Genomic DNA, 15,522 nt, shown 5'->3' on the forward strand with positions numbered 1-15,522 from the left:
CATCAGGTGCGGACGGGCCGAACAGATCGAGCCGATGCGGATTGATGCGGCGAAGATCGCCGCGCCGAAGGGTTACACCATGTCGGTCGAAAAAGTCGAGGATTTCGATCGCAACTTTTCGACCGCTCGTCACCCGGTCGCGGAAGGCGGAAGCTGAGAACTCCCCATGTTCGGCCTCTGCAGCGACTTCGCGAATGATCTCAACCATTTCGGCTGTGGTGGCGCGGATGAAAAAGTGATCGTGGCGGATCTGGTCGACGCGGCCGAGCCGGGCGCAGAGTTTTAAGACCCGCCGGATTTCACGTTCATCACTGCCGATCAGCTCGACAAAGTCGCGCACGCGTGGCGGGCGAAAACGGTTTTCGCCGATGAGATGGGGCAGGATTTCGGCGAAAATCGCTTCTTCCGTCTCGCCCAACTGGGCGATGTGGCCGGGCAGGCGCACGAAGGCGCCTTCGAGCACGATGTTTTGCGCCGCCGCCTCGGTGCGCATGACGGCGAGGAAGGCCGGGGCAGGCAGGCGCGGTGTCATCGCCATGCGCAGGCGCTCGCGGCCCTGGCCCTGCAGTTCCGGGTTTTCCGCGTGGAACGCCGTCAGCAGGTCGGTCAGTTGTGTCGTGAAGGCGGCGCGGTGTTTTACCGACATGGCATAGGTGATGCCACCGGCTTCGACCAGCACGATGCCTGCGGCTTCTGTTGCCGCATTCAGTTGCTGCGGCGACATCGCCCGGTCGCGGGCGAAGGCATTGAGATCGACCAGATAGGGGGCGGTGTCGAGCAGGGCGGAAAGCTGTTCGGCAGAAGTGGGTCTGGCTGCTGCCGTCAGTTGTTCGAGGCGTTCCGGCGTGCGGCGTTTTCTGGCGGGTGGGCGAAGATCGATCAGGGCTCCGCCGCCGATCGTGCGCTGGGCCGAAACGTCGCGCAGGATAAAACGGTCGCCGACCGCGGCTGCAATCGGGCGGTCGAGCACGATCTGCACGCGGGCGGTGGCGCCGGGGGCGACCGGACCTTCCAGCGGCACGATGCGCACGCCGGCCTCGACGCTTTCGTGATGGAAGCGGGCGGAAAACCATTGGCCGATGGCTTTCGGCTCACCGGCGAGAACCGTAAGTTCGGCATCGATCCGGTCCGTCGGGGCGTGCAGCGCAGGATCGACCACCATATCGCCGCGATGGATGGCGTCCTTTGAAATCGCTTCGCCGGCAAGGTTGAGTGCACAACGCTGGCCGGCAAAACCGCGCTCGACGGCCATGTTCTGGGCGTGGATGGAGCGGACGCGGGCAACAAGGCCGCTGGGCGAGACGGTGACGGCATCGCCGATTGCCACCGAACCGGAGAGAACCGTGCCGGTGACGACGGTACCGGCGCCTGACAGCGTGAAGGAACGATCGACGGCGAGACGGAACCGGCCTTCGGTGGCGGTCTCGACCGTGGCGCGCTCTGCTTCGGCGAGGATTGATTTCAGGTCTTCTATGCCTTTGCCCGTCGCAGCCGAGACCGGCAGAATATCGATATCTCTCAGCCGCGTCGGGGCGAGCAGGGCGCGGATATCGTTGGTGACGGAGGCGATGTGGTCGGCGTCGACAAGGTCGGCCTTGGTGAGCGCAACGATGCCCCGAACAATGCCAAGCAGGTTGAGAATGGCGAGATGTTCGCGGGTCTGCGGCTTGATGCCGTCATCGGCGGCCACCACCAGCAGTGCGTAATCGATGCCGCCGGCACCGGCCAGCATGGTGTGAATGAATTTTTCATGGCCGGGCACGTCGATGAAACCGGTGACGGCATCGCCGGCGAATTTTGCGTAGGCGAAACCGAGATCGATGGTGATGCCGCGCGCCTTTTCCTCCTTCAGGCGGTCGGTATCGGTGCCGGTCAGCGCCTTCACCAGCGTCGTCTTGCCGTGGTCGATATGGCCGGCGGTACCGATGATCATGGCGTTTCCCCCGCGATCATGTCGGCGAGCGGCAGTTTTGCACGGCGTTCGGCTTCGGTGATTTCCATTGGCGAAAGGTTTTCGCGGACGGGGGTCACGAAAGGTTGGGCGAGTGTGCTGCCACCGTGCATGGCACGGATCAGCCAGGCCAGCGCCGCGACACGGTCAACCGGCGTTCCGGCACCCATATGGCAGGCGGCGCCGAGCATGGCCTGTGCGTCGGCATCACCGCCTCCGGCACCCTTGCGCCACCAGAAAACGGCCTTGGCCGGGTCGCGGTCGACACCCAGAGCGTTGTGATAGAGCATGCCGAGACGGGTCATCGAGGCGGCAACGCCACCTTCTGCTGCGCGTTCGGCCCAGAGTTTGGCTTGCTCCGGATCGGCGGGAATGATCTCGCCTTCGAGCAGTAACCAGCTCAGCATGTCCTGTGCTTCCGCATCACCCTGTTCGGCGGCAAGGCGATAGAGTTTTGCGGCCTTCGCCGGATCCGCATCGGAGCCGGTGGCATCGCTGCCCTGCATGTGGAAGGCGGCGCAATTGCGCTGGCCGACCGGGTCGCCGGCGTCTGCGGACAGTGTCAGCCATTTCAACGCCAGCGGCCGGTCGGAGGGAACGCCCAGACCTTCGGCGAAACAGGCGCCGATATTGTTTTGCGCACGGGCATGGCCGGCGCGGGCAAGCGGCTCCCACAGGGCAAGAGCGGTGTCGTAATCGCCGGCCTTGGCGGCGGTCAGGGCGGCGTCCATCTGCTCGGTGGTTGGATCCGCGACCGGTGTTGGCTCAGTGGTGCTGCGGCGGAAACGGTCAAGCCAGCGCATCGGCATTCACGTGTGAAAGGCTGGAGAGCAGGGCGGTTTCGTCGTTGAGGCAGCGCAGGTCGAGGGTGAGCGCGCCATCGCGGATATGCCCGAGGATGGGGCGGGGCAGGGCGCGGAAGGCGGCGCTCAGTTTTTCGAGGGCACTGCCGCTGGTGTGGCTGATGCGAAGCCCTGCGCTCGGAATGGTATCGACCGGCAGCGCGCCGGAGCCGATCTGGCTGGAGCAGCGGCAGGTTTCGACCGTGTAGCCGAATTTTGCCAGGGTCTTGGAGACGGATGGCAACAGGCGTTCGGCCTGTCCGGCGATTTCACTCTGGCGGCGTGAGAGCATGCGCAGGGTTGGCAGGCGTTCGCCAAGGCGATCCGGGTCGCGATAGAGCTTTAGCGTCGCTGCAAGGGCGGCGATGCGGATCTTGTCGACGCGCAAAGCCCGTTTCAATGGGTTGCGGTTGATCTCGGCAATCAGATCCTTGCGGCCGACGATAAAACCGGCCTGCGGGCCACCCAAAAGCTTGTCGCCGGAGAATGTGACTAGGTCCGCGCCCTCGGCGACCGCTTCGCGCACGGTCGGTTCGCGGGCAAGGCCGTATTGCGACAGGTCGACCAGCGTGCCGGAACCGAGATCGTTGAGGAGGGCGACACCGTTTTCCTTGGCGATCTTTGCCAGGTCCGCGCCCGACACTTCGGCGGTGAAACCTTCGATGCGGTAATTGGAGGTATGGACCTTGAGGATCAGCGCCGTCTCTTCGCGGATGGCGTTGTGGTAATCTTTTGGGTGGGTGCGGTTGGTGGTGCCGACCTCGACCAGTTGAACGCCGGCACGTTCCATGATGTCGGGCATGCGGAATGCGCCGCCGATCTCGATCAGTTCGCCACGCGAGACGATGGCCTGACGCCCGGCGCCGACGGCATTGAGCGCGATCAGTACGGCGGCGGCATTGTTGTTGACGATGGTGGCATCTTCGGCGCCGGTCAGCTCGCACAACAATTCGCGCAGATGGCTGTCGCGTTCGCCGCGTTTGCCGGTGTCGAGGTCGAATTCCAGCGCTGCCGCCTCGCGCATGGCGTCAACGGCGGCTTTGACCGCTTCTTCGGCCAGCAGCGCGCGGCCGAGATTGGTGTGCAGCACAGTGCCCGTAAGATTGATCAGCGGCCGCAGGTTGGTGCGATCCGCGTATTCCAACTTGCTGGTGAGCGAGGCGAGGATGGCGGCGGCATCGGGCAATGCGGCGCCGCCGCGCATGGCGGTGCGGATCTCATCGAGAAGCGTGCGCAGTTCTTCCGTGACACTGGCACGACCATAGGTCTCCAGAAGCGGTGCCGTTTCCGGGGCTTTGAGGATCTGGTCGACCGAGGGGAGATGACGCAGGCTCGAAAGGTCCGCCATGGTCTCAGTACCCCACGAGGAAAGGATCGAAACCGGCGCGCCTGTACTCGCTATCCTTCATCAGAAGGTCGAGGCCGAGGCTGGCGACATCATCTGCGATGATTTCCAGCGACGGGTTCCTGTTCTGATAGAGGATTTTTGTCCAGCTTTTACACTCGTCGCAGACTTCCGCCTTGATGACGGCGGTCTTGCCTTCCGGGTCGCCCTCGATCTCGACGGCGCGGTAACCGACGCCCTTGGTGGTGCCGCAGGCGATGCATTTTACACGCACCTCGTTCCACATCGTCGCGCAACCGGCGCAGCAGGCATATCGCGCGCCTTCGGCACCCTGAACGCCGATGATCATCGAACCGACCGGCTTGCCGCCGCAGGAGGGGCAGATGCCGGGGGCGACGGGCACGAGCTTTAAGGCATCCAGACCGGCAGCGAGGCGGGCGGCATGAACCTGCGTCGCGGCGGCGATATAGAGGTGATGAGCCAAGCCTTCGACCGGCATCGTATCGGCGATCACATTGCCGATCATCCAGTCGAGCGTGTCCTCGCCGGCGGCGATGACGGCTTCCAGAGCCTGTTGTGCTGCTGGCGGTTTTTCGATGGTTTTGGCACGGTCGAGGAAGAGGGCGAGGGTCTTGCGGTAATCGTCGCTTTTGACCATGGCGGCGCGATCGATCGGCGGCATGGTGTTTTCACGGGCGCGGGCGACCTGATCCGCATCGACCGGCGTGATTGCGGGAAGCTCGGCGATCAGGTCGGCCTGAAGTGAGGCGATGGCGCTCAGGAATTTCAGGTAGGGACCGAGATTGCTCGTCTCGGCAAGGATACTGAAACGGGTGGCGCGTTCCTGAAAGAAGCGTGCCGGGTTCGGCATCAGGGCAAAGGGTGCCTTGGCAATACCGCCGATCATCGAGGGATCGGGCTGAATGGAAGATGCGGACATAAAACCTCGCAGGGCCGACCGGCCACAGCTTTCTCTCATCAAGTGTATCGGCCTGTTTGGCGCGCGATACGCAATTCGGGATTACTTTGTGAGACCGCGCGCCTCCCTGACGGAAGGCGCGCGGCTTTACCGTCATTGGACGGCTATTTTGTCGAATCAATCCGGCCGCGTCCAGCCATGTCCTTGAGCCACTTGCGGTGGTGACGCCATGCCCAGCCGCCGGTCACGGTGCCGCGGGTCATTGCCCGGATCGTGCCGCGCGTCCAGATGGCCGCATAGACATGCAGGATGAAGACCAGAATGATGGCCACGGCTGCAAGCGAATGCACGAGCAGCGCGATACGCTGCGCCGGAATGCTCGTCAGGTGGCCGAAATACTGCTCCCACGCCATGATGCCGGTGACGATCAGCACGATGATGAGGGATGCCATGCCCCAGAAGATGAACTTCTGGCCGGCATTGTACTTGCCGAGTTCCGGCAGGTTTTCCTCATTTCCGCCGATCACGTCGGAGATCTGCGAGGCCCACTTCACGTCGTCGCGGTTCGGGATGTTCAGCTTCCACAACTGCGCGAACAGGATGAAGAAGGAGATGAACAGCACGACGCCGATCCACGGATGAATCCATCGCGTCATCTGCCCGCCGCCGAACAATTCGGTGAGGAAGAACAGAGACGGGTGGAACATGGCAAGGCCGGAGAGCAGCAACAGGATGAGGCTGATCGCCGTCACCCAGTGGTTGATGCGCTTGCCGGGTCCGTAACGGACCACCTCGACAGGCGGTCCGCGACGGATGCTGTCCTCAGCCCCGGTTTTGACGGGGCTGGTTTTAGGCTGTGCGGTATTGGCAGGCGTGCTCATCAGGCCTCCTCCTCGCGCTTTTGCACATGCTCGACGCTTTCGTCGACCAGTTCCTTCGCCTCTTCCTCCTCGTGCTTGGACACGCGGTTGGCCTTGGCGAACAGGCCGTGCAGGATGGTGCCGGCAGCGGCCAGACCCATGACGGCGAGGCCGGCATATTTGGTCGCGCCCTTCCACGTCTGCACGACGGCGGAAATGGCCGGATTATCCGGCAGGTCGGCATAGATATGCGGCTTGTCGTTGTGGTGCAGCACGTACATGACATGCGTGCCGCCGACACCCGGCGGGTCGTAGAGACCGGCATTGGCGTAACCGCGCGACTTCAGGTCGGCAATGCGGCCTTCCGCATGTTTCTTCATGTCTTCCTTGGTGCCGAAGACAATCGCCTGGGTGGGACAGGCTTTTGCGCAGGCCGGGCCTTGGCCCACGGCAACACGGTCGGAACAGAGCGTGCATTTATACGCCTTGTGATCCGCCTTCGAGATGCGGGGAATGTTGAAGGGGCAGCCCTTCACGCAATAGCCGCAGCCGATGCAGTTGTCGTGGATGAAGTCGACGATGCCGTTGGAATACTGCACGATCGCACCCGGCGCCGGACAGGCCTTGAGACAGCCCGGGTCGGCACAGTGCATGCAGCCGTCCTTGCGGATCAGCCATTCCAGATTGTCGGTCTCCGGGTTCACCCATTCGGTAAACCGCATGAGCGTGAACATGTCGGCGGTCAGGTCGTGTGGGTTGGTATAGACCCCGACATTTTCGCCGACGGCAGGATTGGTGTCGTTCCACTCCACGCAGGCCGACTGGCAGGCCTTGCAGCCGATGCATTTCGACACGTCGATGAGCTTTGCGACGGGGGTGAGCTGCCGCTCAGGTTGCGGCAGCTCGGATGTTGCAGAGCGACGGATGAGGTCGCGCTGCGTCAGGTTGGTTTCCATCGGCTGCACCGGTGGATTGCTGACGGCGGTGCGTGGGCTGTCCATGGTATTGGCCATCAGACGTTCACCTCCTTGTCCTTGGGCGCGGTCGAGGGTTCGATATTGACGAGGAACGCTTTCGATTCCGGGGTCTCGATATTGGCGTCACCGACAAAGGCTGCGAGCGAGTTGGGGCCAAAGCCCTTTTTCGCCGAGCCGGTAAAGCCCCAGTGCAGCGGGATGCCGACGATATGAACCGGCTTTCCGTCACAGATGAGCGGCCGGATGCGCTTCGTCACCACGGCCTTGGCCTTTACCGAACCACGTTTCGACCACACGCGGACCCAGCCGCCATGTTCGATCTTCTTTTCCGCTGCCAGCTCTTCAGAAATTTCCACGAAGAATTCCGGCTGAAGCGCCGAGTTCACCCGGTTGTGCTTCGTCCAGTAGTGGAAATGTTCGGTCAGGCGGTAGGAGCTCGCCGCATAGGGGAACTCCGCCGACGTGCCGAGCTGGGCGGCGTCCGATGCGAACACGCGGGCAACCGGGTTGCCGCGCATTTTGCGGTTGAAGACGTTTTCGACGGGGCTTTCGAACGGCTCCATATGGGCCGGGAAAGGTCCGTCACGCATCATGCCGCGGGCGAACAGACGCGAAACGCCTTCCTGGTTCATGATGAACGGGCCGACATCCTGGGGTTTCGCCGTGGGGGCGATATCCGGAACGTCATAACCGGTCCACTTGGAACCATCCCACTCAATGATCTTGCGGGTCGGATCCCAGGGCTTGCCGTTGATGTCCGCAGACGCACGGTTGTAGAGCGTGCGGCGGTTCAATGGCCATGCGAAGGTCCAGCCGAGATAGGCGCCGGTTTCGTCCGGGTCGTGGTTGTCACGACGACCCATATTGTTGCCCTGCTCGTTCCAGCAGCCGGAATAGACCCAGCAGCCGCACATGGTGGAACCATCGTCCTTGAGCTGCGAGAAGTTGACCACCTGCTTGCCGGCGGCCACCTGAACCTTGGTCGGATCGGTCGGGTCCATGAGATCGGATAGCGCACGGCCGTTGATCTCCTTCGCCAGTTCTTCCGCCGTCGGTTCGTTCTCGTCCTCGTAATCCCATGACAGGTTGAGGATCGGATCGGGGAAGGCGCCGCCTTCCTTGCGATAGAGTTCGCGCATCCGCAGGAAGATTTGTGCGATGATCCAGCTGTCATGCTTGGCTTCGCCCGGAGGCGAACTTGCCTGCCAGTGCCACTGCAGCCAACGGCCCGAATTGGTCAGCGAACCGTCTTCCTCCGCAAAGCAGGTCGTCGGCAGCTGGAACACTTCGGTCTTGATCGAAGCCGTATCCACGTCGTTGAAGTCGCCGTGGTTTTCCCAGAACCGCGATGTCTCGGTTTCCAGCGGGTCCATGGTGACCATGAACTTCAGCTTGGACAGGGAAGACGTGATCTTGGCCCGGTTCGGGAAGGCGAGGATCGGGTTGAAACCCTGGCAGAGATAGCCGTTGACCTTGCCGTTGTTCATCAGTTCGAACATACGAAGGACATCGTATGCCGGAACGTCGAGCTTGGGCAGGTAGTTGAACGCCCAGCCGTTTTCGGCTGTCGCGGCGTCGCCCCACATGGCCTTCTGGAAAGAGACCATGAACTTCTTGTAGTTCTGCCAGTAGCTGGTCTGACCCGGACGAAGCGGCTTGAACTGACGCGTCGACATATAGGTCTCGAAGTCGGTGTCCTTCTCGCTCGGCATCGTCAGATAGCCGGTGAGGAGGTGCGACATCAGGCCGAGGTCGGTCAGACCCTGAATGTTCGAGTGGCCGCGAAGAGCGTTCATGCCGCCACCGCGTACACCGATATTGCCGAGGATCAGCTGCAGCATCGCCATGGCGCGAATGTTCTGCGACCCCTTGGAATGCTGGGTCCAGCCGAGCGCATACATCGACGTCATCGTCTTGGTCGGCGTCGAGCATTCCGAGATCATTTCGGCCACTTTCAGGAATTTATCCTTCGGTGTGCCGCAGACCTGTTCGACCAGTTCCGGCGTGTAAGGGGCAAGATGCTCCTTCAAGAGGTTCCAGACGCAACGCGGATGTTCGAGCGTCGGGTCGGTCACGGCAAAACCGTCCTCGCCGATCACGTAATCCCAGGTCGAGCGGTCGTAATCGCGCTTTTCCTCGTTATAGCCGGTGAACAGGCCGTCCTGATACCCAAAGCCGTCCTTGACGATATAGGACGCGTTGGTGAAGGCCTTCATGTATTCCCACTGCACGCGGCCGTTATCGATACAGTACTTCATCACGCCGTTGAGGAAAGCGATGTCCGAACCCTGACGGATCGGAGCGTAGAAGTCTGATACGGAGGCCGTGCGGGTGTAACGCGGGTCAACGACGATGAGCTTGGCGCCGCGATGGGCCTTCGCTTCCGTCACCCACTTGAAACCACAGGGATGTGCTTCCGCCGCGTTGCCGCCCATGACGACGACGAGGTCGGTATTCTTGATGTCAGTCCAGGCGTTGGTCATGGAACCACGGCCGAATGTTGGGGCGAGACTCGCCACCGTAGGGCCGTGTCAGACGCGTGCCTGATTGTCGAAACCGACGATACCTATGGACTTGGCGAACTTGAAGGTCGCCCACGCTGTTTCGTTGGATGTGGCCGACGCTGCGAGCATGCCCGTCGTCGTCCAGCGGTTGACGTCCAGACCCTTCTCGTTCTTCAGAAGAAGGTTGGCGTCGCGGTCGTCCTTCATCAGCCGTGCGATGCGATCGAGAGCCTCGTCCCAGGACATGCGCTCGAACTTGTCCGAGCCAGGCTTGCGGTGCATCGGGTAGAGGAGACGGGTGGGGGACTTCACGAAGTCCTTGAGGGCCGCCCCCTTGGGACAGAGCGTCCCGCGGTTGGTCGGATGGTCGACATCGCCTTCGATGTGGACGACTTCCGCTTTATCGCCTTTGCGCACGTCACCCTTGGAGTAGATGATGATGCCGCAGGCGACGGAACAGTAGGGACAGGTCTGTCGGGTTTCGGTGGTCGTTGCCAGCTTGAACGCGCGGACATGGGCGACTTCCGCCGCTTCCGCTTCGCTGAAGCCCATCGCACCGAGCGATGTCGCTGCCACTCCCGCTCCAGCCAGCTTTAAAAAGCTGCGCCGCGAGAGATCCATATTCATGAATATTCTCCTCAACTTAAGTCATTTCTAATTTGGCAGAATCCATCCCTGCGACAATTATGTCAAGCGAGCAGGCTTGCACCCAACGGGATGTTGATCGAGTGTAACAGATTGTCGGAAATCGATATTTCAAAGGTTGTCGTGTCTTCGCAATGGTCTGGCTCTGTCCGCTAGCGGACGATCCCATCGTGCATGGTGGTTGACCGCGGCGCGATTTGATAAACTGCCAATAGACCGTGAACTGGCAATTCTCAACGACGCATTCCTGCCTTTGCGCAAAAATATGTTACTGTGACGGAATTGCCTGGTGCCAGGTCATCCGTGGTGCACGCTTGTGAAATATCATTTCGCGGCCTAAAAGCGCTCAGTCACTTCCGCAATTATGGATTGTTTTGTTGACGGTTGCGCGGTTAGCGGTCCTGCATTATGCTTTGCCCGTTCCGCTTACATATTGGCCGTGTGCTCAAGGGATTTCTTGTGAAGTCATTGGAAACATTCACCTATGATAAGGGGCAGGTCGGCCGTTGTTTCGGAATTGCCGGCGCACCCTGTCTGATGACTGTTCCCGTAAAAAGTGCGCATTTTTCAGTGACGCGGTTAAGGCGGGATGTTCTCGGTAGCGTTCCTGCGCCCGTGCGATTGCCGGCAGAGAATGCGTATTTCCTCATGCTGTACTTAAGCGATGTCAGTCACTGTGATATCCGCGCGGATGGCTCGCTGACCAAATCACGTCTTTATCCGCGGGGTTCTGTTTGCCTCGTCGATCTGAAAGACGGTGCATCAATCATGCTGCTGTCGCGGCTGGATTCGCTGGCCTTCGTCATTCCCTATGATCTCTTCGACGAACTCGGCGACCTGTTGAGCGATCTGACGGCGTGCGGACTGCATTGTCGGCGGGGCGAAGCCGACGCTGTGATCGGGCATATGGGTCAGGCGCTGCTACCGCTGTTCGAAAGGTCGGATCTTTCCTCGACCACAACCTTGCGGCATATGGCGATTGCGCTTTGCACACATCTTCTGCACGACTACGGCCATCTGCCGGGTATGGAGGAGGCTCTCAGAAGCCCTCCAACCCTGCTGTCGGCGACGCAGGAAAATGCAGCGAAGGAGTTTGTCCTTGAAAATCTGCAGAAAAATCTCTCGGTCTCGCTGATCGCGGCGGCAGCCGGTGTTTCGACCCGGCATCTCTCCGTTGGTTTTCGGGAGGCAACCGGCTTTACGCCGCATCAGTGGCTGATGCATGTCAGGATCGCCCGCGCCAAGGAACTACTGGCTCAACGTTCGCTCAGCCTTCAGATGATCGCGCATCGCTGCGGTTTTTCCGATCAAAGCCACCTGTCGCGCGCCTTTGTGCGGGAAACGGGACTGACACCCGCCGCCTGGCGGAGCTACCGGCTTCAATAGCGGAATGTGTACTGTATTGCGGGTTTGAACGCGACTTTCAGAAGCCCCTTGAAAATGTCGCTTCCCATCCGCATCTAAGGCCTACCACCCGTTTTGATAACCTTCTGCGACACCGCTTGCGCGTCTGCGCTTCAGCGATCGTTTTTGAGGCTGTCCGGGTCATGGTCAAAGGGCGCTCTCCGAAAGGATCGAGCGCCCTTTGCCGTTTCAGGCCTTGTGTTTCCTGCGCATGAACGGCCAGTGGCCGCGCAACACGTAGAAGGCGGCGGCCGCAGACATGATGGCCAGCGCAAACCATGTGAAAATGTAGGAAGCGTGGTTGTTCGGGAATTTGACGACGGTCAGGCCGCCGACAGGAGCGGCGGCGGGCAAGGCGGAGTTTGCCTCGGCATCGATGAAATAGTCAGCTGTCGGTGTCACGGCTCTTTTGGCTGCGATGGCGGTCACGTCGCGGGAGAACCAGCGATCGTTGGCGGCGTCGTTCTCCCGCAGGAAGCCGCCGCCCGGTTCGGTTACTCGCAACAGGCCGGTGACTTCGGTCTGGCCCTCCACCTGACCTTGCGCGCGTTTTGTGACATCACGCCGATCTGGGGGCACGAAACCGCGATTGATCAGGATATGCGAACCATCGGCGGTGAGAAGCGGGGTGACGACCCAGAAGCCGGGACCATGTGAGGTCACGGCCTGAACAAAGGTTTCCTTGTCGTTCAGATACGTGCCCGAGATGCGGACATGTTTGTATTCGTCATCGGCAGCGTTGACAGTTTCCGATGCGGGGGGAGGGCTGACCGGCTCGGCATGCACGCGGGCATCGACGCGGGCAATCAGGTCGAGCTTCCAGATCAGGCGCTGCACCTGCCAGGCGCCGAGTGCGGTGCAGGTGACGGTGACGACCAGCATGGCCACGAAGAGGATGATACGGCCCTTGCCGGCCGGTTTGGTATTTTCGGAAGACATCAGCGGGTGCCGTCAAACTGGGGCGGCGTGTGCCGCGGCATCAAAAGAAAAGGGCGGCCGAAGCCGCCCTTTGTGACTTGCCCGGTCAGGGCAGGTTTCGCATCATTTCCGGCGACATCGTCGGCATCATGTTGGTGTTCAGGTGGTACATGACCCACAGCGAACCGGCGAGCGCAATGGCAACGATGACGATCGTGAAGATCAGGGCCATCATCGTCCATCCGCCTTCCGACTTGGTGTTCATGTGCAGGAAATACACCATGTGAACAACAATCTGGATAGCGCCGAGGATCATGATCGCAGCAACCAGAGCGGCCTTGCTTTCGATCACCTCGCCCATGACCAGCCAGAACGGGATCGCCGTCAGGATGACCGAGAGGACGAAACCGATCACGTAGCTTTTCAGCGAACCGTGGCTGGCCTCATGACCATGGCTGTGGGCGTGATGCGCATCGTGTGCATCTTCGTGCGAAGGGGCGTTAGAGCTCATCCGACTACTCCCATGAGATAGACAACAGAGAACACGCCGATCCAGACGACGTCGAGGAAGTGCCAGAACATCGACAGGCACATCAGGCGACGACGGTTTTCCGGGATCAGGCCGCGCTTTTGGACCTGCACCATCAGCGTGATCAGCCAGATGATGCCGAAGGTGACGTGCAGACCGTGCGTACCAACCAGCGTGAAGAAGGCCGACAGGAAGGCCGAACGCTGCGGCGTCGCACCCTCGTGGATCAGGTGGTAGAACTCATAGAGTTCCAGCCCCAGAAACGCGAGACCGAACAGACCGGTAATACCGAGCCAGAACAGGGTTTCCTGCTTGGCGCCGCGTTCCATCTGCAGCATCGCGAAACCGTAGGTGATCGACGAGAACAGCAGCATCGCGGTGTTGATGGCGACGAGCTTCAGGTCGAACAGATCGGCCGGCGAAGGGCCGGCCGCATAGTTGCGGCCGACGACGGCATAGGTGGCGAACAGGACTGCGAAGATCAGGCAGTCGCTCATCAGATAGAGCCAGAAACCCAGATTGGTGGAGTTTTCCGGGTGATGGTCGTCCTTGAGGTAGAATTCCGGCTTTTCGGCCGTCTGTGTGTTGATCTCACTCATGGTTATGACACCTGCTTCGCAAGCAGTTCAGTGCGCTTGCCTTCGGTCGCGATGACCTCTTCCACGGGGATGTAGAAATCGCGATCGTAGTTGAAGGTATGGGCGATGGAGACTGCAATGATGCCGACGAAGGCAACGATGGCGAGCCACCAGATGTACCAGATCAGGGCGAACGCCAGGACGACGCTGAGACCGCTGAGGATGGCACCCGTGCCGGTGTTCTTCGGCATGTGGATCTTGCGGAAGCCTTCGGTCGGGCGAACGTAACCGCGCGCCTTCATGTCATCCCAGCTGTCATGGTCGTAGACGATCGGGGTGAGCGCGAAGTTGTAGTCCGGCGGCGGCGAAGAGGTTGCCCATTCGAGCGTACGGCCGTTCCACGGGTCGCCTGTGACGTCCTTCAGCTGTTCGCGCTTGAAGTAGCTGACGACGAGCTGGATGACGAAGGAGGCGATGCCGATCGCGATCATACCGGCGCCACAGGCGGCGATGATGAACCAGATCTGCAGGGACGGGTCTTCGAACTGCGATACGCGACGGGTGATACCCATCAGGCCGAGAACGTAGAGCGGCATGAAGGCGAAGAAGAAGCCGATCTGCCAGAACCAGAAGGACATCTTGCCCCAGAAAGGATCCAGCTTGTAGCCAAAAGCCTTCGGGAACCAGTAGGTGACGCCCGCCATCAGGCCGAACAGCACGCCGCCGATGATGACGTTGTGGAAGTGGGCGATGAGGAAGAGCGAGTTGTGGAGCACGAAGTCGGCCGGCGGAATTGCCAGCATGACGCCGGTCATGCCGCCGATGACGAAGGTGACCATGAAGCCGACCGTCCAGTACATCGGAACTTCGTAGCGAATGCGGCCACGATACATCGTGAACAGCCAGTTGAACATCTTAGCGCCCGTCGGGATCGAGATGATCATCGTGGTGATGCCGAAGAAGGCGTTGACCGATGCACCCGAACCCATGGTGAAGAAGTGGTGCAGCCATACGAGGTAGGACAGAACCATGATCACACAGGTTGCGTAGACCATCGAGGCATAACCGAACAGGCGCTTGCCGGAGAAGGTCGCCACGACTTCGGAGAAGATACCGAAGGCAGGCAGGACGAGGATGTAGACTTCCGGGTGACCCCAGATCCAGATCAGGTTCACGTACATCATCGGGTTACCGCCGAGGTCGTTCGTGAAGAAGTTGGTGCCGACATAACGGTCAAGCGACAGCAGCACGAGGGTTGCGGTCAGGATCGGGAAGGTGGCGACGATCAGGATGTTGGTGCAAAGCGAGGTCCAGGTGAAGACGGGCATCTTCATGATGCCCATGCCCGGAGCGCGCATCTTGACGATGGTGGCGATCAGGTTGATGCCGGACAGCGTCGTACCCACACCGGCGACCTGCAGGCCCCAGATGTAATAGTCGACACCGACGCCCGGGCTGTAATCCGCGCCAGAAAGCGGCGGATAGGCCAGCCAGCCGGTACGTGCGAATTCACCGACGAACAGCGAGATCATGATGATGATTGCGCCGGCAGTCGTCATCCAGAACGAAAAGTTGTTCAGGAAGGGGAAGGACACGTCGCGTGCGCCGATCTGCAACGGCACGACATAGTTCATGAAACCGGTCACGAACGGCATCGCCACGAAGAAGATCATGATCACGCCGTGGGCGGTGAAGATCTGGTCGTAGTGGTGCGCGTTGAGATAACCCTCGTTGCCGTTGAAGGCGATCGCCTGCTGGATACGCATCATGATGGCGTCGGCGAAACCGCGGAACAGCATGATGATGGCGAGGATGATGTACATGATGCCGATCTTCTTGTGATCGACGCTGGTGACCCAGTCCCGCCACAGCGGAACCCACCATTTCATGTAGGTGATCAGTCCGAGCACGGCGATACCGCCGAGCACGACTGCGATGAAAGTCACGATGACAATTGGTTCATGGGGTATGGCATCGAGTGTGAGCCGCCCAAAGATCCATTTGGCAAGATCAGGATTGGAGAACATGGAGTAACCCGTTCATTGATTTC

The 15,522-nt window shown here is 60.6% G+C and carries 11 protein-coding genes and 1 pseudogene; 1 reads left to right on the forward strand and 11 read right to left on the reverse strand.

Annotated elements, in window-relative coordinates:
- Positions 1–16: 16 nt before the first annotated feature.
- From selB to fdnG, 7 genes and pseudogenes are all read right to left on the reverse strand, one after another.
- Positions 17–1,933: pseudogene (gene selB, locus ACRQ1B_RS00275) on the reverse strand (selenocysteine-specific translation elongation factor); the annotation flags it as partial.
- The gene (locus tag ACRQ1B_RS00280) at positions 1,930–2,754 is read right to left on the reverse strand and encodes a tetratricopeptide repeat protein (protein ID WP_432291682.1); all 825 of its coding nucleotides are present in this window, start codon (positions 2,752–2,754) and stop codon (positions 1,930–1,932) included. The gene ACRQ1B_RS00280 and the pseudogene selB, both read right to left, overlap by 4 nt.
- Positions 2,741–4,141 (reverse strand): L-seryl-tRNA(Sec) selenium transferase, encoded by a 1,401-nt coding sequence (gene selA, locus ACRQ1B_RS00285; RefSeq protein ID WP_432291683.1) that lies wholly within the window; start codon positions 4,139–4,141, stop codon positions 2,741–2,743. Before selA ends, ACRQ1B_RS00280 begins: the two co-directional genes overlap by 14 nt.
- 4 nt (positions 4,142–4,145) lie before the next feature.
- Positions 4,146–5,078, reverse strand: a complete 933-nt coding sequence (gene fdhE / locus ACRQ1B_RS00290; protein ID WP_432291684.1) for a formate dehydrogenase accessory protein FdhE — start codon at positions 5,076–5,078, stop codon at positions 4,146–4,148.
- Between the two features lie 143 nt (positions 5,079–5,221).
- Entirely contained in the window at positions 5,222–5,938 is a 717-nt protein-coding gene (locus tag ACRQ1B_RS00295) for a formate dehydrogenase subunit gamma (RefSeq protein WP_432291685.1), read from the reverse strand.
- Positions 5,938–6,930, reverse strand: a complete 993-nt coding sequence (gene fdxH, locus ACRQ1B_RS00300; protein ID WP_432291686.1) for a formate dehydrogenase subunit beta — start codon at positions 6,928–6,930, stop codon at positions 5,938–5,940. The genes ACRQ1B_RS00295 and fdxH overlap by 1 nt, the downstream gene beginning before the upstream one ends.
- Positions 6,930–10,025 (reverse strand): formate dehydrogenase-N subunit alpha, encoded by a 3,096-nt coding sequence (gene fdnG, locus ACRQ1B_RS00305; RefSeq protein WP_432291687.1) that lies wholly within the window; start codon positions 10,023–10,025, stop codon positions 6,930–6,932. Before fdnG ends, fdxH begins: the two co-directional genes overlap by 1 nt.
- A gap of 666 nt (positions 10,026–10,691) precedes the next feature.
- On the opposite strand from fdnG, the gene ACRQ1B_RS00310 reads away from it, so the two are divergent.
- Positions 10,692–11,429 (forward strand): helix-turn-helix domain-containing protein, encoded by a 738-nt coding sequence (locus ACRQ1B_RS00310; protein ID WP_432291688.1) that lies wholly within the window; start codon positions 10,692–10,694, stop codon positions 11,427–11,429.
- Positions 11,430–11,636: 207 nt separating this feature from the next.
- Here the strand turns inward: ACRQ1B_RS00310 and ACRQ1B_RS00315 are convergent, their stop codons facing one another.
- The 4 genes from ACRQ1B_RS00315 to cyoB all read right to left on the reverse strand — a co-directional run bounded on the left by ACRQ1B_RS00315 (position 11,637) and on the right by cyoB (position 15,499).
- The gene (locus ACRQ1B_RS00315) at positions 11,637–12,386 is read right to left on the reverse strand and encodes an SURF1 family protein (RefSeq protein WP_432291689.1); all 750 of its coding nucleotides are present in this window, start codon (positions 12,384–12,386) and stop codon (positions 11,637–11,639) included.
- Between the two features lie 85 nt (positions 12,387–12,471).
- Complete coding sequence (gene cyoD, locus ACRQ1B_RS00320) at positions 12,472–12,876, reverse strand: cytochrome o ubiquinol oxidase subunit IV (RefSeq protein ID WP_432291690.1); 405 nt, start codon at positions 12,874–12,876, stop codon at positions 12,472–12,474.
- Entirely contained in the window at positions 12,873–13,493 is a 621-nt protein-coding gene (gene cyoC, locus ACRQ1B_RS00325; RefSeq protein ID WP_432291691.1) for a cytochrome o ubiquinol oxidase subunit III, read from the reverse strand. Before cyoC ends, cyoD begins: the two co-directional genes overlap by 4 nt.
- Before the next feature lie 2 nt (positions 13,494–13,495).
- Positions 13,496–15,499 (reverse strand): cytochrome o ubiquinol oxidase subunit I, encoded by a 2,004-nt coding sequence (gene cyoB, locus ACRQ1B_RS00330; protein WP_432291692.1) that lies wholly within the window; start codon positions 15,497–15,499, stop codon positions 13,496–13,498.
- Positions 15,500–15,522: the final 23 nt, after the last annotated feature.

It is taken from the genome of Endobacterium panacihumi, from assembly GCF_050847465.1.
Lineage (GTDB): Bacteria > Pseudomonadota > Alphaproteobacteria > Rhizobiales > Rhizobiaceae > Neorhizobium > Neorhizobium panacihumi.

Coding starts and splice junctions, on each gene's coding strand:
- ACRQ1B_RS00280 (WP_432291682.1), bottom strand. CDS start 2,754: ATGCGCTGGCTTGACCGTTTCCGCCGCAGCACCACTGAGCCAACACCG.
- selA (WP_432291683.1), bottom strand. CDS start 4,141: ATGGCGGACCTTTCGAGCCTGCGTCATCTCCCCTCGGTCGACCAGATC.
- fdhE (WP_432291684.1), bottom strand. CDS start 5,078: ATGTCCGCATCTTCCATTCAGCCCGATCCCTCGATGATCGGCGGTATT.
- ACRQ1B_RS00295 (WP_432291685.1), bottom strand. CDS start 5,938: ATGAGCACGCCTGCCAATACCGCACAGCCTAAAACCAGCCCCGTCAAA.
- fdxH (WP_432291686.1), bottom strand. CDS start 6,930: ATGGCCAATACCATGGACAGCCCACGCACCGCCGTCAGCAATCCACCG.
- ACRQ1B_RS00310 (WP_432291688.1), top strand. CDS start 10,692: ATGCTGTACTTAAGCGATGTCAGTCACTGTGATATCCGCGCGGATGGC.
- ACRQ1B_RS00315 (WP_432291689.1), bottom strand. CDS start 12,386: ATGTCTTCCGAAAATACCAAACCGGCCGGCAAGGGCCGTATCATCCTC.
- cyoD (WP_432291690.1), bottom strand. CDS start 12,876: ATGAGCTCTAACGCCCCTTCGCACGAAGATGCACACGATGCGCATCAC.
- cyoC (WP_432291691.1), bottom strand. CDS start 13,493: ATGAGTGAGATCAACACACAGACGGCCGAAAAGCCGGAATTCTACCTC.
- cyoB (WP_432291692.1), bottom strand. CDS start 15,499: ATGTTCTCCAATCCTGATCTTGCCAAATGGATCTTTGGGCGGCTCACA.